This window comes from Treponema bryantii, assembly GCF_900111035.1.
Classification (GTDB): domain Bacteria; phylum Spirochaetota; class Spirochaetia; order Treponematales; family Treponemataceae; genus Treponema_D; species Treponema_D bryantii_C.
Window position 1 is genome coordinate 123,109 of record NZ_FOFU01000007.1, and the last position, 25,513, is coordinate 148,621.

The window sequence follows — 25,513 nt, forward strand, 5'->3', positions numbered from 1 at the left end:
ATAATATTTTGAAATTAGTTTTGGAGGATATAAATGAATACTTCTTCAAATAAAAGAACTAACTCTAAGACAAAAACTGTAGCAGGAGTATTATCTGCAGCTGTATTAGCTTATTGCGGTTACAAAATTGTAAATAAACAATTAAGTAAATCAAAATACGATCCTGATCCAAATAAGAAATGTACAAAGTAAAAGAGAATTTAATTTTTGGTTTTCATGGTTGTGACCAAAGTTTGTGTGATTCTTTGGTGAACGGAACATCTAAAAAGTTGAATTATAGTGAGAATCAGTACGACTGGCTTGGAAAGGGAATGTATTTCTGGGAAAACGATCCTGATCGGGCATTGCAATGGGCAATAATGCTAAAAGAACATTCTCAAAATTCAAAACAACAAATTGAAAAGCCAGCAGTTTTAGGTGCTGTTATTTGTCTTGGAAATTGCCTTGATTTTACTGAACAGGAAAATCTTCAAAAACTTAAAGAACATTATGAAAATCTTAAAAATTCTGGCTTAGAATTACCTGAAAATAAAATTGGAAAAGACAGACTAAAAAGGGAATTGGATTGCTTTTTAATTAATTCTTTAGTTGCGCAGCAAAAAGAAGAAAATCCCGATAATGCTTATGATTCAGTTCGGGGTGTGTTTTTTGAGGGTAATGAATTATATCCTACTGCTGGATTTCGTGAAAAAGATCATATTCAAATCGCAATTTTAAATCCGAATTGTATTAAGGCTTTTTTTAAGGTCAGAAAAGAAGATAAAAAATATAAGATTTTATAGTAAAACTAATAGGGAACGATATGAAAATCATTTCATGGAACGTAAACGGTATTCGTGCTGTAGAAAAAAAAGGCTTCATTGACTGGCTGCTTGGTTGTGGCGCAGATGTTGTATGTATTCAGGAAACAAAGGCTAATCCCGGTCAATTGTCGCCTGAGCTCTTAGCTCCTGGCGGTGTTTATAAATCATACTTTTCAAGTGCAAAACGCCCAGGCTATTCTGGAACTGCAATCTTTACAAAAACAGAACCCGACAGCGTTGAAATTATGGGTGATGAACGCTTTGATGATGAAGGTCGTGTAACAATTGCTAAGTTCGGTAAGCTCGCTGTAATTTCTGCCTATTTCCCAAACAGTCAGGATGCCGGTGCCCGCCTGGACTATAAATTAGCCTTCTGTGATACCATGCTCAAAAAATGCGACCAGCTTGTTGCAGATGGTTTTAATATCGTACTCTGTGGTGACTACAATATCGCTCACAAACCTATAGATCTTGCAAATCCTAAAGCAAACGAAGGAAATGCCGGTTATCTGCCGGAAGAACGTGCCTGGATGGATAAGTTCACTGAGGCCGGTTATGTAGATACCTTCCGCCATTTCTGTGAAGAGCCAAAGCAGTATACCTGGTGGAGCTACCGCTTCCATGCCCGCGAAAAGAATATCGGGTGGCGTATAGATTACCAGTGTGTAAATCCATCATTTATTGAAAATGTAAAATCCTCAACAATTCTTGCAGATGTCCTTGGATCTGATCATTGTCCGATATCAGTTGAAATTGAATAAAAAAACTTGTGGACTGATTGATTGAATTTCAACTAAATAATTTTTGTTTATAATTTCATATATAACTGTATTTGAAGTTGTAAAATGATTCTTTGTTATGATATTATAAAATTAAATTATTATTTGTAATTTAAAAAATAAAAGGAGAAAAAAATGAAAAAAATTACAAAAGTTTTAGGATTGCTCGTTGTTGCAGCAATGTTGTTTGTTGGATGTTCGCCATCTACTGGAAATAACAATGGTAATGGTGGTAACAATGGTAATGATGGTATAGATTCAGTAGATGACGGTGTAAATGATTCTTCTTCAAAAACAGTTGACTTTGATACTCCATTGTTCGATGAAAACAGTTTAACAGAAGCTGTTGATGCAATTGAATTGTCAGATGGAATCTGGATTTATAGACGAATTGATACAGATTATTATTTAAACAATAAAGAAAAATCTCAGCTCGAATTTTCATATAAAAATGGACAGATTGATAATAGTAAGGATGGAATACTTAATTTTTATTTCAGTTGGTCTTTTACTCTTCCAGATGATGCAGATGAAGAATTAAAAACAAAACTTAAAAACTTAGGGTTTATAATTGAGGGAAATAATTATTCAATATCAAAACAATATAACAAAGAAGAACTTGCTAATCTTTCTTATGAAGCATGGTCAATAATGCAAGAAAACAATTCTGATAATGAGTTTATATATGACTATCACCCTGTTTATAGAGCATCTTGGAATTACAAACAGACATTAAGTGATGTAGAATATGATTCTTGGGGACATGGTTTATATAAGACTAATGAAGATAAAACCCAGTATTACTGGAATCCATCTGACAAAGAAGGCTTTGACACTTGTTTTATAGCTAAGAAATAAGATTATTCATTAAATTAAAAAAACAGCCAGAATACAACTGGCTGTTTTTTTTTATCTTTTCAAAAAAAAATCAAGAATAACAAAACATTATTTATGTTTCTATTGACAGAAACATACTTTATACTGTAATGTTACTATAAATAGAAACATTACAGAGGTAACAATGACGCATTCAGACAACGGATTTTTTAACAGTTTTGGCGGTAAATATGTAGCGGAAGTTTTAAGGCGTCCGCTGGATGAATTGGAAATTGCTTTTAAGGAAGCAATGGCAGATCCTTCTTTTATAAAAGAACTTGAAACAATTCAGAGGGATTATATTGGACGTGAGACTCCGCTTCTTTTTGCAGAGACAGCAACAAAGCTTTTAGGTGGAGCTCAGATTTATATAAAGCTTGAAGGCCTTGCAAATACAGGTGCACATAAAATCAATAATGCAATTGGACAGTGCCTGCTTGCAAAGCGTATGGGCAAAAAACGAATTATTGCAGAGACAGGAGCTGGACAGCATGGAGTTGCAACTGCAGCTGCCTGCGCAAAACTTGGTCTTGATTGTACTGTTTACATGGGCGAGGTTGATGTTCGCCGTCAGCAGCCAAATGTTGCAGCAATGGAACTTTACGGAGCAAAGGTACATGCAGTTACAAGTGGTAGTCGTACCTTAAAAGATGCTGTAAATGAAGCAATGCGTGACTGGGCCGCAAATCCTGATACAACACATTACGTTCTGGGTAGTGCCCTTGGTCCTGCTCCTTTTCCAGATATGGTCAGAGAATTTCAGAGTGTAATTGGACGGGAAGTTGAAAAGCAGGTTAAGGAACGCGGTCTTGATGTTGCTGCAATGATTGCCTGCGTAGGCGGTGGTTCTAATTCTATAGGATTCTTTTCACCATTCATTGATAAAAAAGAACCTGCTCTTATTGGGGTAGAAGCAGGTGGAATCGGAGATGGAGTTGGAGAGAATGCAGCCCGTATGACAGGAAATGCAGGCCGCGAAGGAATTATGCATGGTTATAAATCACGATTCCTTCTTGATGATGATGGACAGGCTTTACCAACCCGTTCCATTTCTGCAGGTCTTGATTATTGTGGAATTGGACCACAGCTTGCAGCTCTAGGTTGCAGTGGCCGTATAAAGTTTACTTCAGCGCGAGATGACGAAGCTCTTAATGCAGTTAAATTTTTTGCAAAAAACGAAGGTGTTCTTTTCGCAATGGAAAGTGCACATGCCGGAGCAGAAGCAATTCGTCTTGCACCGACACTTCCCAAAGATAAAGCAATCATCATAAACATGAGTGGACGTGGTGACAAGGATGTATTCATTACCTCACCAGTTTTCCGTAAAACAGAATGGCTTTCATTCCTTCATTCAGAAATAGAACGACTTGAAGCAAATGAAGATATTCATACAGCACAGATAATGGGGAAGTAAAATGAAAGACAATAAAATAAAACTTATGAGTCATCTTGTTGCAGGTTATCCTACAGATGAACTTGCATTTACCGCAGCGCGGGCACTTGTTGACGGTGGTGCATCTATTCTGGAAGTTCAGCTTCCATTTTCAGATCCAAGTGCAGATGGTCCTGCAATTCAGGGCGCATGTACAGAAGTACTTAAGCGTGGTTATAAAACAGAAGATGGATTGAACTTTATTGCAAAACTTCATAAGGAGTTTCCGGAAGTTTCAATTTATCTTATGAGCTATGGTTCTCTGGTTTATACACCTGGAGTTGAAAACTTCTGTAAGAAGGCAGCTGCTGCCGGAGTTACCGGAATGATAATTCCAGATCTTCCTTTTGATTTTGATGAAGGACTTACAGCAGCCTGTCAGAAAAATGGAATGAATAATATTCCTGTAGCAGCACCAAGCATGAGCCCTGAGCGTCTTAAGAAAATGGCAACAGCAGGTTTTCCATATATCTATGCTGCCTTAAGAACAGGTATTACTGGAACTGAAACTTCAGTAGATAAAGCAACTATTGATTTTCTGAAAGCAACTGGAGAAGGCGGAAGTAAGCTTTACGGTGGGTTTGGAATTTCAAATGGAAATCAGGCAAAGGCATTAGCAGACAGTGTTGAAGCAATTGTTGCGGGCAGTGTTTTTGTCCGAATAATCACAGAGAATAAAGATAATTCTGAAGCTCTTTATAAAGCAGTTCGTGCTAAAGCAGAAGAGCTGACAAATAAAAAAAATTAAAAATCGGAGGCCGGAAATGAAAATAAGAATGGACTTAATGTACAAATGTATTCAGAACTCAAGATACACACCGTATCTTCTTGCAAAAAAAATAGGAGCCAGTGCAATTCTTGAATCAGCAAGTTTTGCAAAAGGCCGTGAACGCTATTCAATTCTGATGACAGAAGAAGCTTTCAAAATCAAACAGAATGATGATGGAATCTTCTTTGTAATCGATGGAAAAGATATTCCTTTTGACCCGGTGGTTTTAGAGGGAGAAAAAAGTCTTGATGCTCTCGGCCGGGAAAAAGCACCTGATATTCTTGATGCTCTTTTATATGTTGCTCAGCAGAATAGAACTCCGGAAGGTCCTCTTTCTGAACTTCCGCTTCCAGCTTCCGGACTTGGTTATCTCAGTTACGAATTTGCAAAGCACTGTGACAATATAAAGTTTTTTGAACAGAAGGATGAATTAGATATTCCTGAAAGCCTTTTTGTTACCGGACATATCTATATTATCTTTGATCACTTTACAGAAGAAATGCATATCTTTGCTCTTAATTACAACGAACATCAGATTGATCTGCATGCAGCAATGGAACGTATTTTGAAGCGTATAAATGATATGGATTTTTCTTATGTTGAAGAAGACAATTTCAGTTTCGAATACAAAATGCTTACTGATCTGGAAGCTTCAAAAGAAGAATATGTAAACAAGGTAAATGCGTTGAAAAAGCATATTGTTGCCGGCGATATCATTCAGGCTGTGCCAAGCCGCAGAGTACAGATTGAATGTGATGCTCCTGCAATGGCTGTTTACGGAAAGCTCCGTAAAGTAAATCCTTCTCCATATCTGTTCTATATTGATTTTGGTTCGTTCCAGTTTACAGGTGCTTCTCCAGAAAGTCTTGTACGAGTTAGAAAAGGTAAGGCAACAATTCATCCGATTGCAGGTACAATCCGTCGCGGTAAGAATGAAGCAGAAGATGAAAAGAATAAACTCGAACTTAGAAATAATCCTAAGGAACAGGCAGAGCATCTTATGCTTGTTGATCTGGCACGAAATGATTTAGGCCGTGTCTGTGAAAAGGATAGTGTGAAGGTTCCACAGTACATGGACTGTGAAGTATTCAGTCATGTCATTCATCTTGTAAGTACAACAGAGGGAACTGTAAAAGAAGGTGTAAAGCCAATTCAGGTTTTAAGAGCATCTTTCCCTGCAGGAACAGTAAGTGGTGCTCCAAAAATCAGCGCTATGCAGATTCTCAGTGGGCTTGAAAAAACAAAGCGTCGTTTTTATGCAGGAGCCGTAGGTTATATTCAGCCTTCCGGAGATCTGGATTTCTGTATTTCAATTCGTTGTGCTTTACGCAAGGGAAATGTATGGAACCTTCAGGCCGGTGGTGGAATTGTTTATGATTCAACACCAGAAAGAGAGTTCACAGAAACCTGTGAAAAACTTGGTGCTTTAATAGATACATTAACAAAATAGAGAGGTAAGAAAAATGATTTTAGTTATTGATAATTACGACAGCTTTACATTTAATGTTGTACAGTCTCTTCAGAATGCAACATCAGAAGAAATAAAAGTAGTAAGAAATGATGAGATGACAGTAGACCAGCTTGCAGAATTGAAGCCAAGCCATCTTATAGTTTCTCCTGGCCCTGGAAATCCTACTGGAGCAGGAGTAAGCCTTGCTACTATAAAATATTTTGCAGGAAAAATTCCTATTCTTGGAATCTGTCTTGGACATCAGGCAATTGGCGAAGCCTTTGGTGCGAAAATAGTTCAGGCAAAATTTATTAAACATGGAATTGTAGAAGAAATTGATCTGGACGGACGAGGAGTTTTCAGAACAATCGGAAAGAGTGCTAAGTTTACACGCTACCATTCGTTAGTTATTGATGAAGCTACTTTGTCTTCTGATTTTGAAATTACAGCTCGTGCAAAGGATGGAGATATTATGGGTATCCGCCATAAGACACTCGAAATTGAAGGTGTTCAGTTCCATCCGGAAAGCATCGCAAGTCAGGGCTGTCAGGAATTGTTCAAGGGCTTCTTAAATTACAGACGTGATAATCTTCCAGTTGCAGAATATCTTCGCCAGCTGATTGATGAGAAAAAGCCTTTGACTCGTGAGCAGGCTGCTTTCTTTATGGAAAATCTTACTGACGGAACAATGGATGAAAAAGTTACTGCTTCAATTCTCACTGCTATGTCATCACTTGGTCTTCCAACTGCAGAAGAAATGGCAGGTTGTGCCGGAGCTCTTATGAAAAAGAAAACTCCATTCCCTGGAGCTGCACAGGGGCTTGCAGAAATCGTAGGAACTGGAGGAGACGAAAAAGGCAGTTTTAATATTTCAAGTCTCAGTGCAATTGTTGCTGCAAGCTGTGGACAGTCGGTTGCTAAGCATGGTAACAGAGCTGTTTCTTCGAAGAGCGGTGCTGCTGATTTCTTTGAAAATCTCGGAATTAAAATTATGGCAGAACCGGAAAAAACTGCAAATCTCTTAAAAGATACAGGTTTTGGATTCCTTATGGCTCCTGTGTATCATTCAGCAATGCGTTTTGCAGCACCTGTTCGTAAAGCCCTCGGAATCAAAACAATCTTCAATGTTCTTGGACCTCTTTTGAATCCGGCTGGGGCTGAGTATGAAGTGCTCGGTGTATATAGCAAAGATCTGATGGCAGATTATGCAAGAGCAGCTAAAGCATTGGGAGCAAAGCGTGTAATGGTAATTCATAGCCGCGATGGTTTTGATGAGATTTCACCTTGTGAACCAACCGATGTTTTCCAGATCAATGAAGATGGAAAAGAATATCGATATGTAATTGAACCTGCAAAGTTTGGAATCAATAATGCTGATATTGATGAGCTTGAAGGTGGCAGTGGCGCAGACAATGCTGCTCTTGCAATGGAAGTTTTGAATGGCAGTGGTCGTGGAACAATAAAGGCTGCGGTAGGCCTTAATGCAGGTGCAGTTCTTTATTTAAGCGGAAAAGCAAAAAACTTAAAAGAAGGATATGATATGGCCGTTAGCGCAATTAACAGCGGTGCAGCACTCAGAAAACTTGAGCAGATTAAAACAGAAAGTTCAAAGGCGGCTTAATGCAATATGTGTGGAAAAACAATTGAGCGGGACATATTAAAAGAAATTGTAGAACGCCGGACTGAGGATATGAAGAATAAAGGAATATCCTTTGGCTTTAAGCTTCCTGAAAAACGTAACAGGCCTGTGCATTCTTTTTTGCAAAGCAAGGGCGTTATTCTTGAAGTAAAAAGAGCATCTCCAAGCAAAGGGGATATTGCTCCTCAGTTGAATGCAGGAACTACTGCCAGGTCTTATGCAAAGGCCGGGGCTGCTGCAATTTCCTGCCTTACAGAAGAGAATTATTTTAAGGGAAGTCTCGGTGATTTAATGGAGGTTTGTAAGTCGGTTGATGAATATGAAGCTGAAACAGGACTTACAGGACCTGCTGTTCTACGCAAGGATTTTCTTATAAATGCTGAAGAGGTGGAAACTGCATATTTCGCTGGAGCTGATGCGGTACTCTTAATTGCTCGAATCCTTGATGACAAAACTATTCTTTCAATGGCAAAAAAAGCTGCTTCTTTTAATATGACTTCTCTTGTTGAAGTGCGAACCGATGCAGATATAAAAAAACTCTCTGCATTGGTAAAAAGCTTAACTGCAGAAGAACGTAAACTGATTGTTTGTGGTGTGAATAGCAGAGACCTCCGTGATTTTACAATTGATCTTTTGAAGCCTTGTGAACTTCTTTTTGAGATTCGTAAAATTATGGGAGAGGATGCCAGTGTAGTTTTTGAAAGTGGAATTCGTACTCCTCAAAGTGCTGCATTTGTAGGAAGCCTTGGTTTTGCGGGTATGCTGCTTGGTGAAGCTGCTGCAAAACAACCTGAGATTCGTGAAAAACTTGTTGAAAACTTCGTAAAATCTTCGGAGACTTTGAATTCAAAATTCTGGCTCAATTATTCACAGCGCCTGAAAAATAAGAATCATTCATTTATAAAAATCTGTGGATTAACAAATCCTGAAGACGTAATTTATGCAGATTCTCTTGGTGCTGATTTTGTTGGCTTTATTTTTGCTGCAGGTTTTGAACGTAATGTCTGCGGCGATAAGCACAACAGATTCGAAAAAATACAGCCGGTACTAAAAAATATATCAGCAATAAAAGTCGCTGTAATTACAGATCCTGTTTCGCCAGAAGCAGAGGAAGCTGCAGAGCTTGTTGAACAGGGAGTTTTAGACTGCATTCAGTTGCATGCAATTCCTTACAGCAAGGTTCCGGAACGATTACTTACGCTGCCACATTATTTTGCCGTAACAGATAAAACTCTGTCTGCAGAAAAAGATATAGAAGAATTATTCTCAATGGGAGAGCCTCGTTTTCTGATGGATTCTAAAGCGCATAATTATGGAGTTGTAAAAAAACATCTCTGGGCTGCAGGTGGAATAACTCCAGAAAATGTGAAGGATATACAGGAAATGTTTTCTCCTGAATTGGTAGATGTTTCCGGTGGAGTGGAAATTTTAACTGGAAAAAAGGATTCTGAGCTTATGAAGAAAATTATAACATCTTTACTCAATCAAGAGTTTTAATTATACTTAAAATATTAAATCTTTATAAGTTTTCAGAGGTTTTGTTATGGGAAACAACTATTTTAATTCAATTCCATGGAGAGAGGCACGTCTTCAGCTCGGTCACTGCCGCTCTATGGCTAAAGAAGAATTTGCTGACGGAGTTAACGCACTTAAAGGAAAGAAAATTGTAATCGTCGGCTGTGGTGCTCAGGGTTTGAACCAGGGTATGTGTCTTCGCGATTCTGGTCTTGATGTCAGTTATGCACTTCGTGAAAGTGCAATTACAGAAAAGCGCCAGTCTTGGAAGAATGCAACTGAAAACGGATTTAAAGTGGGAACTTATGATGAGATGATTCCAACTGCTGACCTTGTTGGAAACCTCACTCCAGATAAGCAGCATACTCCTGTAATCACAGAAGTTATGTCAAAAATGAAGAAAGGTTCTGCTCTCTGGTACAGCCACGGATTCAATATGATTGAAGAGGGAATGCAGATTCGCCCAGATATCACTGTTGTAATGTGTGCACCTAAAGGACCAGGTACAGAAGTTTGGCACGAGTTCCAGCGCGGATTTGGTGTACCAGATCTTATCGCCGTTCATCCTGTAAACGACCCTGAAGGAAAGGGCTGGGCTTATGCTAAGGCTCTCGCTGTTGGTATGGGTGGTTCAAAGGCTGGTGTTCTTGAATCTTCATTTGTTGCAGAAGTTAAATCTGACCTTATGGGTGAGCAGACAATTCTCTGTGGTATGCTCCAGGCTGGTACAATCGTTTGTTATGACAAGATGATTGAAGAAGGCATTTCACCTGAATATGCTACAAAGTTCCTTATGCACGGCTGGAACGCAATTTGTGAAGCTCTCAAATGGGGTGGAATTACAAATATGATGGACCGCCTTTCTAACCCTGCAAAGATTAAGGCTAATCAGCTTTCTAAAGATATTAAGAAACTTCTTGCTCCTCTCTATCAGAAGCACATGGACGATATCATTTCCGGTAAGTTCTCTAGCACAATGATGGAAGACTGGAAAGCAGGAGATAAAGACCTTCTCGCTTGGCGTGAAGATACAGGTAAGCTCCCATTCGAAAAGAATGCAGAAGCTGCAGACGAAATCACAGAACAGGAATACTTCGACAAGGGTATTTTGATGGTTGCTATGGTTAAGGCTGGTTGTGAGCTCGCATTCGAAACTATGGTTGATGCAGGAATTAAACCTGAATCAGCTTACTACGAGTCACTCCACGAAGTTCCTCTTATTGCAAACCTCATTGACCGCAAGCGTCTCTATGAAATGAACCGCGTAATTTCTGATACTGCTGAGTACGGATGTTACCTCTTTAGCCGCGTTGCAGCTCCAATGATGGCAAAAGACCTTATGCCAAAACTCCATACAGACGTTATTGGTAAGGGACTTGATGCAAAAGACAATGCTGTAAATAACGCAGAACTCGTTGCAGTAAACGCAGAAATCCGCGAACACCCAATCGAGGTTGTTGGCCGCAAACTCCGCGCTTACATGACAGCAATGAAGCCTCTTCTGTAGTTTTTACAGGTCGTATATTAAAACCGTGCTTAAAAGGGCACGGTTTTTCTTTTTAACCACCTTTTTCTAATCATATAAAACGTTTTTTAATAGATTTATCTGATATTTGTGTTATAGTTTTTATTAGTAAGATTATACAAGATCAAACTTAGGAGGCTAAAATGATTACTAACCTTATTAAGTTTAAAAAAGTCTTTTTATTATTTGTCGTTCTTTTACTGCCAGTTTATGGTAGCTGTGATTCTAGAGAGAAGTCTGCGGTTTCAATAAGTCAGGTTTCTAGTATTGAATTTGCAAAAAAACTTGTTGTCGGATGGAATCTTGGAAATACACTTGATGCCAGTAATACTACTTCTAATAATTCTGGTTTAGCCGAAGAGACAAGCTGGGGCATGCCTCGTACTACAAAAGCAATGATAAAGGCTGTAGCAGAGGCCGGTTTTAAAACAATTCGAATTCCGGTAAGCTGGCATAATCATCTTACAAATACAACAAATTACACAATTGATTCAGAATGGATGGCTCGCGTAAAGCAGATTGTTGACTGGGCTATAGAAGAAGATTTATATGTCATACTGAATGTTCATCATGATAATCAGGAAGCAGGAAAACTTGGAAAAGGGGCCGGTTTATTTGGATTTGCCGTTTCACCTGATAATGAGTCTATAAAAATTGCTTCAAAGAAATATCTTGAAAGTGTCTGGAGACAGATCGCGACTACATTTAATAATGGTTATGGCGACAAACTGATTTTTGAGGTTTTAAACGAACCTCGTGCAATAAGTACAAATCTTGAATGGAATATAGATGATGCTCCAACAGCAAAAAAATATAGCGCAGTAATCACAGAGTATGAAAACGTATGTATTGCCGCAATTCGTGCAACAGGTGGAAATAATTCAAAGCGCTTTATTATGGTTCCAGCTTATGCTGCCACTGGAACTCACCCGGTTATGCTATCATCTTATAAGTTTCCGACAGATACAGCATCAGATAAATTGATTCTTTCAACCCATGCATATTCGCCATATAATTTCGCAATGGCTAATTCTGATTCTATATTTGGTATTGATGATCAGTCTACCCTTGATTTTAATTTTTCATACCTGAAAACAAATTACACAGATAAAGGAATCGGGGTTGTAATGGGTGAGGCTAGTGCTTCAAATAAAAGCAATACTGCAGAACGCATAAAATGGTCTAAATACTATTTTGGAAAAGCAAAAGAAGCTGGTATTCCAATCGTTATTTGGGATAATATGGTTTCTGATGCAGATGGCAATGAAAATGTAAAAGGTGGTTTTAATGGCGAGCATCATGGCTGGCTGGATAGAAAATCTGGAAAGTGGTATTTTCCTTCAATCATAAAAGCTATGATGGATACTGTTGGCGTGAAAGGTTATAAAATTCCTGAATACATTCCTCCTACTCCAGTTACTATCGGCTGGAATGAAAAAAAAGCAATAACCATCAGCAATGAAAAAAAGACTATGAACTGGAAGAGTGAATATATACCGGCTGCTTCACTTTTTGCTGACGCTAAAGAGGGCTCTATTCTTAAGGTATCTTTTGATAATGGTGGTGCACTCTTACGTCTGACAAGTTCTGACTGGAAAACAAATTATAACACTGGTGATTTCTTAAACGGAAATGCCGGTGGAGAAAATATACATGTCTCTGGAAAAGAACTATATTACATTATTACAGCAAGTGATGCAGCTGCATGGAAAGCAAAAGGACTTATAATTTCTGGTTCTGGAACCGTTTCTTCTATAAAGTTCATGCCATAGTGGAAATCTCCGATTGGGGAAATCTCTTAAGAAAACATTCCTATACCATTTTCAGAATTATGCCTCATAATAAATGGTATAGGAACTTTATATCTGCAGATAAATGTTCAGAAAAAAAACTTCTTAGGAGAAATCCAATGAAAAAGTGTATTTTAATAACTGCTGTAGCGGCAGTATTAGGAATGCTGTGTCTCACCAGCTGTAACAATGCAGCTGGCGATGTAATCACTGACTCAGAAGCATCAAATGCTTCGAGAGCTGCTACAGTCAGTTGGAATAGTACAGGCTGGAATGGCGGAATGTATTATTCGTTCTGGACAGATGGTGGCGGAAACGTACAGATGACTCTGGGAGATGGAGGAAACTATTCTGTATGGTGGCAGAACTGTGGAAACTTCACAGCCGGAAAAGGCTGGAACCAGGGTTCTTATAGAAATATCAACTATAATGCAGGTGCATGGAATCCTTCTGGAAACGGCTACCTTGCAGCATATGGTTGGACTAAGGGAAGTAAACTTGTAGAGTACTACATCGTTGATACCTGGGGTAACTATCGCCCAACAGGTCAGTACATGGGAAATGTATATACAGACGGTGCTTGGTATGATATCTACAAGACAACCCGTTACAACCAGCCTTCTATCATTGGTAATGCAACCTTTGATCAGTACTGGAGTGTAAGACAACAGAAACGTCCTCAGGGACAGAACAATACCATTACAACTGCAAACCACTTCAATGCGTGGGCAAGATGTGGAATGCAGCTTGGTAACCAGTGGGACTACCAGATTATGGAAGTTGAAGGTTACCAGAGCAGCGGTTACGCAAATCTTACAGTTTGGTAATATAAACTAAGCTGTAAACTGGCGCAGAAGAGAATCCATCACTTCGATGTTTTCGCGTGTATTCTGTGCCAGATCTGAAACACTTTGTGATGAAGTGGTAATCTGCTGTGAACCAGCTGCCATTTCATCCATGCTTCCAAGAATAACATCAGAAACCTGAGATACAACACTCATGTTATTCTGAACATCTTCAATACCCTTACGAAGATTTACAGACTTTTCATTTACAGAAACCGACTGGCCTCTCATATCTGCAAGGGCTTCAAGAATCTGAGTTGAAGCAGCGCTCTGTTCAGTCATTGCGTTATCAATCTGATTCATAATTGAATCTGTTACATTAAGCTGATTTACAATTGCTTCAAATGAGTTCTGAGCTTCATGTGAAAGCCCAACTACATCATCAATAGAACCAGAGATTTCTTTAAGTTCGTTATAAATATTCTTTGACTGAGTTGCACTTGTTTCTGCAAGCTTACGGATTTCATCAGCAACAACACTGAATCCGCGACCAGCTTCTCCGGCATGAGCAGCCTCAATAGCAGCGTTCATGGCAAGAAGGTTAGTCTGAGATGCAACCTGTGCAATCATATTGTTTGCCTGAATAAGCATCTTTGACTGAGCAGCCATCTGATTTACACGGGCACCTACGTTTTCAAGTTTCTGGTTTCCGTCGCCTACATTTGAGCCGAGAATCTTAAAGCTTTCAGACATCAGTTTTACTGAATTAGAAACTGCTGCAATATTACTGATCATCTCTTCAATAGCAGCAGATGCCTGTGAAATACCAGCTACCTGATTATTTACCAAATCAACAAGTTCACTTACATGTGCTCTTGAGTTCTCAAGTACGTTTGAAGTTTCTGTAACAGCAGCAGACTGAGTTTCTGCCTGCATTCTTACACTATTGATATTTGCAAGAATCTCAGTTGTTGCACTTGCAGTTTCCTGAGAGTTTACTCCAAGTTCTGCACCAATCTGTTCAAGAGCAGTCTGTGCTCCATTAAGCTTTTTAACAAGCCCCTGTAAAAGATCAATAAAGGTGTTAACATCAGTTCCGAGTTCAGTGAATTCATCATTTCCTTTTACCGGTACACGAATTGTAAGGTCTGCATTTCCAGAAGAAAGTGTCTTAATAGATTTTCCAACAAATTTAACCTTTCTAAGAACTGTTCTATATAATACTATAATCAAAAGAATAACCAGAACAATAGTAATACCTGCAGTGATTAAAAGTAATGGAATGATAATCTTTTTAGCAATGTCATAAGCATCACTTACAGGTTTACCAATATAGAAGGAAGTAAGAATATTTCCTTCTGCGTCTTTAATAGGGAAGTAGTAAGCAATGTAATTATCGCCTTTAACATTTACGGTTCCAAGAACAGGAGTTCCCTTAAGAACGCTGTCAATTGCTTCTTTATTCTGAATTTCACTTCCTGTCATAAGAGTGTAAGTAGAATAAACACGTTTATAACCAGAGAAATATTCGGCTTCAACATCATAAAGAGATGCAATTTTTGCAACAAACTTATCATTTGTAATGCGCTGTTTTGTTATAGTTGCACCAACAATCTTTTCGTTTACAGTGAGAGGTGAGGCAACAACAGCATAAAGGTGTTTTCCATCAATAAATGTAGAAGCAACTTCTTCGCCTGCAACTGCACGCTTAATAAAACGGGTAAAATCAACAGATCCAAGACTTGTAGTTGTTCTTTTCTTACCGGTTGAATCAACAATGATTGCACCTTCTGCATCAAAATATTTAATTATGTTGTGACAAATATCGTTTACAAAGCGGGGGGCAAATCCTCTCTGTTCATAATCATTATAGAAAGCTTCTTTAAGGCTGGTAGTAGATCGCTGGAGATCGGCGGTTACTTCATCAATATAATCCTGAACGCCTTTGCTATCATATACAAGAGATTTTTCTATATAACCTTCAAATCCCTTGATAATCTGATTGTTAATAACAGTAAATAATGCAATGGAATAAACAAGCATTCCTACTACAATTAAACTAATCACTCGAACCGAAACGGATCCATTTCTTTTCATTTTTTTTCTCCAGAAAAAATGTCGTTCTACTCTCTCTCAGTGACTTTTAAATTGTGTACAATTAGAACCGATTGTACACAATTTAATATTTAAATGCAAGAGCATTATATATAATAAATTCTTTTTACATAATAGCTTTTTTTAAGATAAATATATTTGTACAACCAATTTAGACTTCTATACATTTAATAAAAGTTATAAATAATCGAAAACGTTTGCGTAAATAAACCAAATGGGTGTATTATATTAACTACAACGTTTTAGTGGAGGCGTGGATTTTGGTTACGCTTAAGGATATCGCCAGAGAATGTAATGTCTCATTTTCAACAGTAAGTAAAGCCCTGAAGGGGAGTCCTGAAATTAGTTTTGAGACAACAGATTTTATACAAAAGAAAGCTCGTGAAATGGGATATCATCCGAATATAGCTGCACGAAGTTTACGTACAAATCGCACTTATGATATTGGTGTAATTTTTGAAGATAAAACCGGTGCTGGTTTTCAGCATCAGTACTTTGCAACAATTATCAGTGGTATTCAGAAGGTTGCTTTCAGTAAGGGCTATGAGATGACCTTTGTAAGCGGCGACTCAACTAAGAACTATGATTATTATGCACACGCACTTGCCCGTAATTATGATGGAGTTGCAATTCTTTCCTGCGATTATACTTCTTCGGGGGTAAAGCAGCTTGTTCAGAGTGAGATTCCTACGGTTTCACTCGATTATTTCTATGATATGGATCATTCTGCGGTAATGAGTGATTACTCGGCTGGAATAGATGAACTGATGGAATACGTAATTTCTCAGGGCCATAAAAAGATTGCAATGATTCACGGTGAAAAGACCTGGGTAACAGAACAGCGTGTCGAGGCATTCAAAAATATCTGCAAAAAACATGGAATAGAAACTCCTTCTGAATACTTTGCCGAAGGTTTGTATCATGACCCGGTAACAAGCTCTGCTGCAACTGAGGTTTTGATATCTTTGCCGGAGCCACCGACCTGTATTTTTTATCCGGATGATTATGCGGCGCTCGGAGGAATACGTGAATTGAACAGCCACGGAATTGTTCCTGGAAAAGATATAAGCATTGTTGGTTATGATGGTATTAAACTCACTTCAATGATGATTCCTCCTCTCACAACCTACGAACAGAACGGTGAAATAATTGGACGAACAATGGCAGAAGCCTTGCTGGACAAAATCGAAAATCCAGAAAACTTTGTTCCAAAAAAAGAAATGGTAACAGGACGTCTGATTCATGGCGGTACTGTTGTAAAGCTTTGCTAAAATTCATTGCATAAATTTTATTCATACGATATACTTTTTACTACAACGTTTTCGCTATCTCGAAACACATACAGGAGATTATTATGAAGTTTGGACACTTTGATGATGCCAACCGCGAGTATGTTATTGAAACTCCTCGCACACCTTATCCTTGGATTAACTATCTTGGAACACAGGGATTTTTCTCGTTAATTTCCAACACAGCAGGAGGATACAGCTTCTATAAAGATGCTCGTCTCCGCCGCATCACACGCTACCGCTACAACAACGTACCTATCGATATGGGTGGCCGCTATTTCTACATTAACGACAATGGAACAATCTGGAACCCTGGATGGTCTCCAGTAAAAGCAGAACTTGATTCTTACGAATGCCGCCACGGTATGGGCTACACAATTATCACAGGTAAAAAGAATGGTCTTAAAGCACAGGTAACTTTCTTTGTACCACAGGATTATGATGGCGAAGTTCAGCAGGTAGTTCTTACAAACGAAAGTGGTTCAGACAAGACTTTCAAATTCTGGTCTTTCGCTGAATGGTGTCTTTGGGATGCTCAGGACGACTGTACAAACTTCCAGAGAAACTTCTCTACAGGCCGCGTAGAAATCAAAGATTCAACAATCTACCATAAAACAGAATACCGCGACCGCCGCAATCATTTTGCATTCTACTCAGTAAACGACAAGATTGACGGATACGATACAGACCGCGATACATTCATTGGTCTTTACAACGGATTCCATAACCCACAGCAGGTTCTCGACGGTAAGTGCGGAAACTCTCTTGCTGACGGATGGTCTCCAATTGCATCACACTACAAAGAAATCACACTTAAAGCAGGCGAATCAAAAACTCTCGTATTCGTACTCGGCTACGTAGAAATGCCTGTTGAAAAGAAATTTGAAGCAGACGGCAAGACAATCAACAAAGAAAAAGCTCTTGCTATGATCGAAAAATACAACACACCAGAAAAGTTTGCAGCAGGTATGAAAGAGCTCCGTGCTTACTGGGACAAACTCCTCGGCATCCTTAACGTAAACACACCGGAAGACAAGGTAAACCGCATGGTAAACATCTGGAACCAGTATCAGTGTATGGTTACTTTCAACCTTTCACGTTCTGCTTCATACTTCGAGTCAGGAATTGGCCGTGGTATGGGATTCCGCGATTCAAACCAGGATATTCTTGGTTTCGTACATCAGATTCCAGACCGCGCTCGCGAGCGCCTCATCGACATCGCTTCTACTCAGCTTGAAGACGGTGGATGTTATCACCAGTATCAGCCTCTTACAAAGAAGGGTAATGCAGATATCGGTGGTGATTTCTCTGATGACCCACTCTGGATGATTCTTTCTGTATCAGCTTATATTAAGGAAACTGGCGACTGGTCAATTCTCGACGCAAAAGTTCCTTACGATAACGATGAGTCTAAAGCAAAATCAATGCTCGACCACCTTACAGTAAGCTTCTACCACATTGTAAACAACCTCGGTCCACACGGACTTCCACTTGCAATGCGCGCTGACTGGAACGACTGTATCAACCTTTCATGTTTCTCAGACACACCTGGTGAAAGCTTCCAGACATATACAAACCCTAAATTCAAGGCAGAAGGCGGTTACTCAAAGGTTGCAGAATCTGTATTCGTTGCAGCACTCTTCACTTATGTTGGACCAAACTTCGTAGGAATCCTGAATCACTTGGGCAAGGCTGACGAAGCTAAAAAGGCTCAGGCAGAAATCGACAAGATGAAGAAAGTTATGATGGATTCTGCCTGGGACGGAAACTGGTTTATGCGTGCTTACGACGCAAACGGCCAGAAGATGGGGTCTAAGGAATGCGAAGAAGGTCAGATCTTCATTGAACCACAGGGCTTTGCAATCATGTCTGATATCGACAAGGATGCAACAAAGAAGACTCTCGCAGCAATTGACGAACGCTTGAACACAAAGCACGGTCTTGTTTTGAACAATCCTGCTTTCTCTAAATACTACGTACAGTACGGTGAAATCTCTACATATCCGGGCGGATACAAAGAGAACGCTGGTATCTTCACTCACAACAACGCATGGATTATCTGTGCTGCAGCATACGCTGGTGAAGGTGATCAGGCATTCAAGTACTACTCAGAAATCGCTCCTGCTTATACAGAAGAAACTTCTGATCTTCACAAGACAGAGCCTTATGTATATGGACAGATGATTGGTGGTAAGGATGCAGGTTCTGATATCGGCCAGACAGGCAAGAACTTTGGTCAGGGAAAGAACTCTTGGCTTACAGGTACTGCAGCATGGAACATGGTTGCAATCAGCCAGTACATCCTCGGTATTCAGCCAGACTTTGACGGACTTAAGGTGGATCCTTCTATTCCTGCTGACTGGGACGGATTTACAGCAACACGTCTTTTCCGCGATGCAAAATACAACATCACAATCAAAAACCCAGACCACGTTTGCAAGGGCGTAAAGAGCATGGTTGTAGATGGCGCTGCAGTTGACGGATGTGTAGTTCCATACGTTGAAGGAAAGAAAGAAGTTAATGTTGAAATCACATTAGGCTAATAGATTTCTGGAAATCGATAAACTTAACAATTAAAAAGAGCGGTGTTTTGTAAAACATCGCTCTTTTTTTATTTTTTTCAATTATTTTTATACTAAAACCTTTTAGTATAAAAATAACCTAGGTTATTTGCCCTGTTACACTTGACAAAACAAAATATAGGCATAAAAATCTTGTAGGATATTTTGAATTAAAAATATTTTGAAAGTTTTTTTTTAATAAAAGGAGAATTCTGATGAAGAAAAAAATCCGGTACACTTTTATTTTTGGTGTGTTATTGTCAGTTTTTGCAGTTTTGGGCTGTAATAATTCTGTTGGTGGAGGCAATAACGGTGGTTCTGAAAATAATGATTTAATTTCAAATTTTGCAGTTTCAGAAAAAGGAATGACTTGGGCATCTTTTACCTGGGATAGAGAAGATGATATTGAAAAATATGAATTAGATATAAAATCTAATCAGTATCTTATAAACAAAAATGATGAGTTACCTGTGAAAATAGCAAATTTAGAAGCAGGTAAAGAATACGATGCCTATCTTTATGCATACAAACAAGGAAGTAGCGTATATGATAAATACGCTACCCTGACATTTAAAACAAACTCTGTAGGACCTGTAGAAAATCTTAGTGCAGAAGTTGACGGTGAGTCTATAAAACTTTCATGGAAATATATCACAAAGACTGATATAAATAAATTTGAAATATATAGAAAGGTAGCTGGAGAAACTGAATTCGACTTCCGAGTGGCATTTGATAACTCAAGTTATTCTCCTAAAAATTCCTGGGTAGATGAAAATGTAACTAAAGATACAACATATATTTATAGAGTTGATTCAAGGAGTTTATACGATCTCTTCCCTAGTGAAGAAGTAACTATTCTTGCTGATTTTGATAATTTGAATTTGACAGCAACTTCAATTGGAATGACAGAAGCAACATTTGAATGGGATGCTGATGCACGTTTTGATAAATTCTTATTATACAAAGATTTAACTTCTAAAAAAGAAGTAATTCCAACAGACAGTTCTGTAAAACTTTCAGAATCTCTTGATAATCTGAAAATAAATGCAACAAATACTATTTATCTTGATTGTTATAAAAATGATTCTCTGGTCAAAACTATAAGAAAGAATATTACAACTAAGAATTCAGGACCTGTTGAAGGGTTAAAATCTTCAATTAGTACATCATATATTAGATTAAGTTGGAATTCGTTGTCTTCTTCAGATGTATCAAAAATCAAAGTTTTCCGAAAAAATGGTAGTTCTTTTGAGGAACTTGGTGAAAAAACTAGCTACAATACATCTTATGATGATACAGAGTACATTGCTGGTGTAGTTAATGAATACAAGGTTATAACATATCTTTCTGATGGAACAGAATCAGGATCTAAAGAAATTTCAGTTGATGCTTCTGGATATTGTTCTGTTACATTTAATTATGGAACATATGGACAAAATTACAATAATAAATCATCTGAGATAAAAAGATGTGAAAAAGGAAGTAAAGTTGAAGAACCAAGAGTGTATATTAAGAGTAATTATAACACACAAATTAAGTTTTTATATTGGTCTGTTTCAACTGAAGAATTTTCTTTTTCAGATAGCATAAATCAGGATATTGTATTAAAAGCAATCTATCAGACAAAGCCAATATCTAATCTGGAAGTAAAAGCTAATAATACAAATGTAGTTTTGAAGTGGACTGGTATTACTGATGTAAAATACACAATTAAATTAACAAAGCTTTCAACCTCTGAAATAACAACAATTTCAGATATAGAAACTTGCAGTTATATATTTAATTCTTTGGAAAATGATGTTCAATATAAAGCTGCTGTATATGCAAACAGTAGCTTTACAGATGTTCTTGTTTCTACTCCTGTTGAAACTTCAGAATTTAAATTAACTAAGCAACATTCTGAATGGCTTGTTATTTTGTATCTTGATGGTGATAATGACCTGAATGATCCTATTTACTTTGACCTTAATGAAGCTGAATGGGGACTTTCACAACTTTCATCAACAGATGATGTAAGAATCCTTGCACTTTGGGATGGATGGGATTTTGCTTCTAATAATCCAAAAGATAAGGTATCTTTCTTTAGTAATGAGTCGAATGATTCTACTGTTCATACAACAGCATCAACAAGACTTCTTGAATTAGGAAAGGATTCACGTACTTTATATGCTTCAAACGGAGGTATATATTTTACAGCGTGTGAGCTTTCACCTGATACACTGGATCTTACAGAAACTGTCGACTGGATAGAAAATGGTGAAGTTGACATGAGTAAACGGACAACTCTTGAAAGTTACTTACAGTGGGTTAATGAAAATTACGATGCTGATAAAACTATTCTCCAGTTCTCAAATCATGGTGGTGGACCTCGTTCTGCAAGCATGAAGAAAGGAAACTATGGCCGACGTTCAATGTGCTGGGATTATTCAAACAACGGAGATGGTGATTCTTTCTTAAAGACTTCTGATGTTTCTGCAGCATTATCAGCAGCAGGCTATGGAACTGATAATAAACTTACAATGATTATGGAAGACGTTTGTCTTGGCGGATCTTTGGAAGAAACATATGAATTAAAAGATTATGCAGAATATTATGTTGGTTCTCCAAATAATATTCCAGGTATGGGCTTTGATTATAAAGCCTTTGTTTCTTCTTTGAAAAAAGATGCTGATATTACAACTATAGGAAGTAAATTAGTTTATTCTTATAGTAAAGATTATACAATGTCAGATAATGAATGGAATGCTTATTTCACAAAATTAGGTACAACAGCAGATTTTGTTACAGAAAATGGTTTGGCAGAGTATGTTTCATACTTGAATCCTGATTGTTCAACACTTACTTTTGTTGATTTGTCAAAAATAGGTAAGGTGAAAGAAGAAGTTGATAAACTAGCAGAGATAATTAGAGAGGATACAACGCAGGATAAACGAATAAAGTATGATGTTGATTCTGGTAAATACTATGATACTGCGGATACTAGTGTACCGGTACCAGAAACTGCAGTATCTGTTTCTCGCAAAGAAGCCGTAAAATATCTTACAGCTTACTTTGGTGATCCAATTTATTATGAAGGTTCATTTGGTAGTTTGAAAGATCTTGGATATATGGCTAATGTACTAAATAAGGTATATCTTTCATCTGGTAATACCTGGTTGGCAGTTTATAATCAGACTAGCGCAGTAAAAGATGCTCTTAAAGAAGCAATAGTAGCATGCTGGCGTGATGGCTATAAAAAGGCGTCATATTACAAATCAAACAGTGGCTTTGTATCATCTTATTCAAGTTCACTTTATGGCTATGGTCTTACAATTAACTGTTCAGTTTGGGTTCCTCATAAAGCAAAGGATGGACAAACTTATCTTTTTGAAGATTTCGCAGACTGGTATAAAGAAGAACTTGCTTTTGGTAGAGATTGCAGTAACTGGGCAGCTCTTATTGAAGAGTGGTTTAAAATTTCAGACTAAGGGAATGTGATGAAAAAGATATCTTTAGTTTTACTGCTTTCAGTTTTATTTTCAATTAATATTTTCGCACAGGAAATATATTCTGAGAAATATGGAAAGGTTCTGGAAGCAAAAAATCATTCTTATCTTACAGAAGAATCTGTAGGTTCTGAAATTAAGGTTACAGGACTTCTCACTGCAAAGAAGAATACTTTTGCACTGGAAGAAAATCCTGAATCTCGTTCTGTAGTTACATTTGGTCTTGAGGTTAAGAAATGGAGTTTAAAACGAAAACTTCGAAAACTTGATGGACAAAAAGTTACATTAGTCGGAGTTGTGACAGATGCTTCCTCTACCTGGACCAAAGAAATGAAGGTTCTGAGAGTAGAATAAAAAACTCAGATTATAAAAGATATGGACTGCCCTTGGAGTTATGAACTTTATAAAAGGGCAGTCCTTTTTTTATTATCTTTCTATTTCTTGCAGGAAATGATTCCTTGACAAGAATTCATGGAGGATAAATAATAACCAATTATATATATTATTAAGGAGAATGTATTTAATGAAAAACAAATTTGTAATATTTGGACTTTTATTGATAACTTTGTTGCTGTTTAGTTGTAAACAATCAGCAGAGCCTGACAACAATACTTATTATACAGTAACAATTGATTTCGGAGAGTATGGAGTTCATCCATCGACTGGCGAAACAACTTATTCCGTAAAGGTAAATACTAAAAGTCCCTATTTGGATGAAATAGTTCCTGCTATAAAAGAATTATATCAAACAAAGTTGGAATTTTATTCATATTATTTTCATGATAGTAAAGATAATATGGATTATTATTTTTCTTTAGCTACTCCAATTTCTGCAGATATGAAATTATATGCTTTATATCGTGCTAAGCCTGTGCAGAATTTAAGTGTTTCAAAAGAAAATGATACTGAGATAAAACTTACATGGGATGCAGTTCCTGATTCAAAATATAAAGTTGAAATTGTTCCTTCAGTTGGAGAAAAAGAAACTGTTGAAAATATTAGTGAAACAGAATTTTCACAAACAATAGCAGATGGAGCAACAAGTTATAATTTTAGTATTACAACAATTTCAGAGTTAAATTCGGTTTTTGAATCTGCTAAAGTCTCTAAAGCAATTAATATTGCTAAAAAAGAATCAGAATGGCTTGTACTCCTATATATGGATGGCGACAACAACCTTAATGATCCGATTTATCTTGATTTAAATGAAGCTGAATCAGGTTTAGCAAAATTGGAAGAATCTGATTCTGTAACAGTTGTTGCTCTATGGGATGGTTGGGATTTCGAGACTGGAGCTACTGAAAATAGTCCAGCATATTCAGATTTTGACCAGGTACCAGCTACTTATGGAAAAATAAATACTTCTTCAACGAGACTTCTTGAGTTAGGGGCTGATAAAAATGCTTTATATGCTGAAAATGGAGGATGGTATTATATAGGAGTTCAGTTATCTTCAGATACAAAAGATTTAACAGATACTGCAGAATGGATTGAAGATGGTGAAGTTAATATGGCTTCCAGAACTACTCTTGAGGAGTTCCTAAAGTGGGTAAATAAAAATTATTCAGCTGATAAAACAATTCTTCAATTCTCAAACCATGGTGGTGGCCCACGTACTGCTACAGGTTCAAAAAAGAACTATGGTCGTCGTTCTATGTGTTGGGATGATACAAGTGGCGGAAAAGATAGTTTCTTAAAGACTTCAGATGTTTCATATGTATTGAAGAAAGTTGGTTACGGAACTGACAATAAACTTAAAATGATTTTGGAAGATGTATGTCTTGGTGGGTCTTTGGAAGAAGTTTACGAATTAAGAAATTATGCAGAATATTATATTGGCTCACCAAATAATGTTCCAGGAAGCGGATTTGATTATGATGTATTTATTTCTTCTTTGACTAAAAATGCAGATATAAAGACTGTAGGAAGTAAGTTGATAAAAGCATTCAAAGAAGATTATACACTTACTCAAAAAAGTTGGAATGAATTCTTTTCTGATAATAAAATAACTGAGGCTCAGGTTAATTCAAGCAATTATTTACCATTTAATGTTTCAATCTATAATCCGAATTGTCCAACTCTTTCTTTTATTGATTTATCAAAAGTTGATGCAATAAAAAATGCAGTTGATGATTTAGCTACTTTGATTTTATCTGATAATGAAGATGATCTTCGTATTAAATATGATTCTGCAGATAATAAATTCTATGATACGGAATATGATGAAGGTATTCCTGCTACAGCATTCTTTATACCTAGAAAAGATGCTGTAAAATATCATGCTGCTTATTATGGTGATCCAATTTATTATGATGGTACATTTGGATGTTTGAAAGATTTGGGCTTTATGCTTAGAACTTTGCATAATGTATATTTTGGTAATTGGGATGATTTGACTGATAAAATTGACGATATAAGCTATGCTTTGAAAGAGGCGATAATTGGTTGTTGGCGTGATGGTTATACAAAGCCAACATATTATAAGATTCCTGGAGAAACACAATCTTCTTTTGTTGAAAATATGTGGGGATGTGGATTAACTATTAACTGTTCTGTCTGGGTTCCTCATACAGCTAAGGATGGCAAAATATATTTATATCAGGAATTTGCCGACTGGTATGAAGACGAACTTGCTTTTGGTAAAGATAGTACCTGGACAACCCTTATTAAAGATTGGTTTGGAACTGAATACTAAGGGTT

18 protein-coding genes are annotated in these 25,513 nt (G+C 37.4%); 17 read left to right on the forward strand and 1 reads right to left on the reverse strand.

Annotated elements, in window-relative coordinates; genetic code table 11:
• The first annotated feature begins 33 nt into the window (after positions 1–33).
• The 12 genes from BMY21_RS15865 (at position 34) to BMY21_RS11870 (ending at position 13,405) form a co-directional block, all read left to right on the forward strand.
• Positions 34–192, forward strand: a complete 159-nt coding sequence (locus tag BMY21_RS15865; RefSeq protein ID WP_177177755.1) for a TMEM14 family protein — start codon at positions 34–36, stop codon at positions 190–192.
• Positions 180–782, forward strand: coding sequence for a hypothetical protein (locus BMY21_RS11820; protein WP_074644495.1), 603 nt, complete (start codon positions 180–182; stop codon positions 780–782). Before BMY21_RS15865 ends, BMY21_RS11820 begins: the two co-directional genes overlap by 13 nt.
• A 20-nt stretch (positions 783–802) precedes the next feature.
• Complete coding sequence (locus tag BMY21_RS11825) at positions 803–1,564, forward strand: exodeoxyribonuclease III (protein ID WP_074644497.1); 762 nt, start codon at positions 803–805, stop codon at positions 1,562–1,564.
• 153 nt (positions 1,565–1,717) lie between these two features.
• Positions 1,718–2,440 (forward strand): hypothetical protein, encoded by a 723-nt coding sequence (locus tag BMY21_RS11830; protein ID WP_074644500.1) that lies wholly within the window; start codon positions 1,718–1,720, stop codon positions 2,438–2,440.
• A 163-nt stretch (positions 2,441–2,603) separates the two neighbouring features.
• Positions 2,604–3,872, forward strand: a complete 1,269-nt coding sequence (gene trpB, locus BMY21_RS11835) for a tryptophan synthase subunit beta (protein ID WP_074644502.1) — start codon at positions 2,604–2,606, stop codon at positions 3,870–3,872.
• Position 3,873: 1 nt separating this feature from the next.
• On the forward strand, positions 3,874–4,638 hold the full coding sequence (trpA, locus tag BMY21_RS11840) for a tryptophan synthase subunit alpha (RefSeq protein WP_177177756.1): 765 nt from the start codon (positions 3,874–3,876) through the stop codon (positions 4,636–4,638).
• 16 nt (positions 4,639–4,654) lie between these two features.
• On the forward strand, positions 4,655–6,109 hold the full coding sequence (locus tag BMY21_RS11845; protein WP_143064225.1) for a chorismate-binding protein: 1,455 nt from the start codon (positions 4,655–4,657) through the stop codon (positions 6,107–6,109).
• Positions 6,110–6,122: 13 nt separating this feature from the next.
• Positions 6,123–7,730, forward strand: a complete 1,608-nt coding sequence (locus BMY21_RS11850; RefSeq protein ID WP_074644508.1) for a bifunctional anthranilate synthase component II/anthranilate phosphoribosyltransferase — start codon at positions 6,123–6,125, stop codon at positions 7,728–7,730.
• Positions 7,731–7,799: 69 nt separating this feature from the next.
• On the forward strand, positions 7,800–9,245 hold the full coding sequence (gene trpF / locus BMY21_RS11855) for a phosphoribosylanthranilate isomerase (protein WP_256210428.1): 1,446 nt from the start codon (positions 7,800–7,802) through the stop codon (positions 9,243–9,245).
• Between the two features lie 46 nt (positions 9,246–9,291).
• The gene (gene ilvC, locus BMY21_RS11860; protein ID WP_074644510.1) at positions 9,292–10,770 is read left to right on the forward strand and encodes a ketol-acid reductoisomerase; all 1,479 of its coding nucleotides are present in this window, start codon (positions 9,292–9,294) and stop codon (positions 10,768–10,770) included.
• Positions 10,771–10,931: 161 nt separating this feature from the next.
• Entirely contained in the window at positions 10,932–12,560 is a 1,629-nt protein-coding gene (locus BMY21_RS11865; protein WP_074644512.1) for a glycoside hydrolase family 5 protein, read from the forward strand.
• 137 nt (positions 12,561–12,697) lie between these two features.
• A complete protein-coding gene (locus tag BMY21_RS11870; RefSeq protein ID WP_083379853.1) occupies positions 12,698–13,405 on the forward strand; it encodes a glycoside hydrolase family 11 protein in 708 nt (235 codons plus the stop codon).
• 6 nt (positions 13,406–13,411) lie between these two features.
• Here the strand turns inward: BMY21_RS11870 and BMY21_RS11875 are convergent, their stop codons facing one another.
• A complete protein-coding gene (locus tag BMY21_RS11875) occupies positions 13,412–15,460 on the reverse strand; it encodes a methyl-accepting chemotaxis protein (protein WP_074644513.1) in 2,049 nt (682 codons plus the stop codon).
• Between the two features lie 278 nt (positions 15,461–15,738).
• On the opposite strand from BMY21_RS11875, the gene BMY21_RS11880 reads away from it, so the two are divergent.
• The 5 genes from BMY21_RS11880 (at position 15,739) to BMY21_RS11900 (ending at position 25,508) form a co-directional block, all read left to right on the forward strand.
• Complete coding sequence (locus BMY21_RS11880) at positions 15,739–16,749, forward strand: LacI family DNA-binding transcriptional regulator (RefSeq protein WP_074644516.1); 1,011 nt, start codon at positions 15,739–15,741, stop codon at positions 16,747–16,749.
• 83 nt (positions 16,750–16,832) lie between these two features.
• A complete protein-coding gene (locus BMY21_RS11885; protein ID WP_074644519.1) occupies positions 16,833–19,310 on the forward strand; it encodes a glycoside hydrolase family 94 protein in 2,478 nt (825 codons plus the stop codon).
• A 233-nt stretch (positions 19,311–19,543) separates the two neighbouring features.
• A complete protein-coding gene (locus tag BMY21_RS11890; protein WP_074644521.1) occupies positions 19,544–22,795 on the forward strand; it encodes a clostripain-related cysteine peptidase in 3,252 nt (1,083 codons plus the stop codon).
• 9 nt (positions 22,796–22,804) lie between these two features.
• Positions 22,805–23,167 carry a hypothetical protein gene (locus BMY21_RS11895; RefSeq protein ID WP_074644524.1) on the forward strand — a complete coding sequence of 121 codons (363 nt, stop codon included), beginning with the start codon at positions 22,805–22,807 and terminating at the stop codon, positions 23,165–23,167.
• A gap of 169 nt (positions 23,168–23,336) precedes the next feature.
• Positions 23,337–25,508 carry a clostripain-related cysteine peptidase gene (locus tag BMY21_RS11900; RefSeq protein WP_074644526.1) on the forward strand — a complete coding sequence of 724 codons (2,172 nt, stop codon included), beginning with the start codon at positions 23,337–23,339 and terminating at the stop codon, positions 25,506–25,508.
• Positions 25,509–25,513: the final 5 nt, after the last annotated feature.

What these genes read in the sequence shown, in the direction of transcription:
- BMY21_RS11820 (WP_074644495.1), top strand. Translation starts at nt 180, where the DNA reads ATGTACAAAGTAAAAGAGAATTTAATTTTTGGTTTTCATGGTTGTGAC.
- BMY21_RS11900 (WP_074644526.1), top strand. Translation starts at nt 23,337, where the DNA reads ATGAAAAACAAATTTGTAATATTTGGACTTTTATTGATAACTTTGTTG.
- ilvC (WP_074644510.1), top strand. Translation starts at nt 9,292, where the DNA reads ATGGGAAACAACTATTTTAATTCAATTCCATGGAGAGAGGCACGTCTT.
- trpB (WP_074644502.1), top strand. Translation starts at nt 2,604, where the DNA reads ATGACGCATTCAGACAACGGATTTTTTAACAGTTTTGGCGGTAAATAT.
- BMY21_RS11850 (WP_074644508.1), top strand. Translation starts at nt 6,123, where the DNA reads ATGATTTTAGTTATTGATAATTACGACAGCTTTACATTTAATGTTGTA.
- BMY21_RS11830 (WP_074644500.1), top strand. Translation starts at nt 1,718, where the DNA reads ATGAAAAAAATTACAAAAGTTTTAGGATTGCTCGTTGTTGCAGCAATG.
- BMY21_RS11865 (WP_074644512.1), top strand. Translation starts at nt 10,932, where the DNA reads ATGATTACTAACCTTATTAAGTTTAAAAAAGTCTTTTTATTATTTGTC.
- BMY21_RS11890 (WP_074644521.1), top strand. Translation starts at nt 19,544, where the DNA reads ATGAAGAAAAAAATCCGGTACACTTTTATTTTTGGTGTGTTATTGTCA.
- BMY21_RS11885 (WP_074644519.1), top strand. Translation starts at nt 16,833, where the DNA reads ATGAAGTTTGGACACTTTGATGATGCCAACCGCGAGTATGTTATTGAA.
- BMY21_RS11870 (WP_083379853.1), top strand. Translation starts at nt 12,698, where the DNA reads ATGAAAAAGTGTATTTTAATAACTGCTGTAGCGGCAGTATTAGGAATG.
- trpA (WP_177177756.1), top strand. Translation starts at nt 3,874, where the DNA reads ATGAAAGACAATAAAATAAAACTTATGAGTCATCTTGTTGCAGGTTAT.
- BMY21_RS11845 (WP_143064225.1), top strand. Translation starts at nt 4,655, where the DNA reads ATGAAAATAAGAATGGACTTAATGTACAAATGTATTCAGAACTCAAGA.
- BMY21_RS11825 (WP_074644497.1), top strand. Translation starts at nt 803, where the DNA reads ATGAAAATCATTTCATGGAACGTAAACGGTATTCGTGCTGTAGAAAAA.
- BMY21_RS11875 (WP_074644513.1), bottom strand. Translation starts at nt 15,460, where the DNA reads ATGAAAAGAAATGGATCCGTTTCGGTTCGAGTGATTAGTTTAATTGTA.
- BMY21_RS15865 (WP_177177755.1), top strand. Translation starts at nt 34, where the DNA reads ATGAATACTTCTTCAAATAAAAGAACTAACTCTAAGACAAAAACTGTA.
- BMY21_RS11895 (WP_074644524.1), top strand. Translation starts at nt 22,805, where the DNA reads ATGAAAAAGATATCTTTAGTTTTACTGCTTTCAGTTTTATTTTCAATT.
- trpF (WP_256210428.1), top strand. Translation starts at nt 7,800, where the DNA reads ATGAAGAATAAAGGAATATCCTTTGGCTTTAAGCTTCCTGAAAAACGT.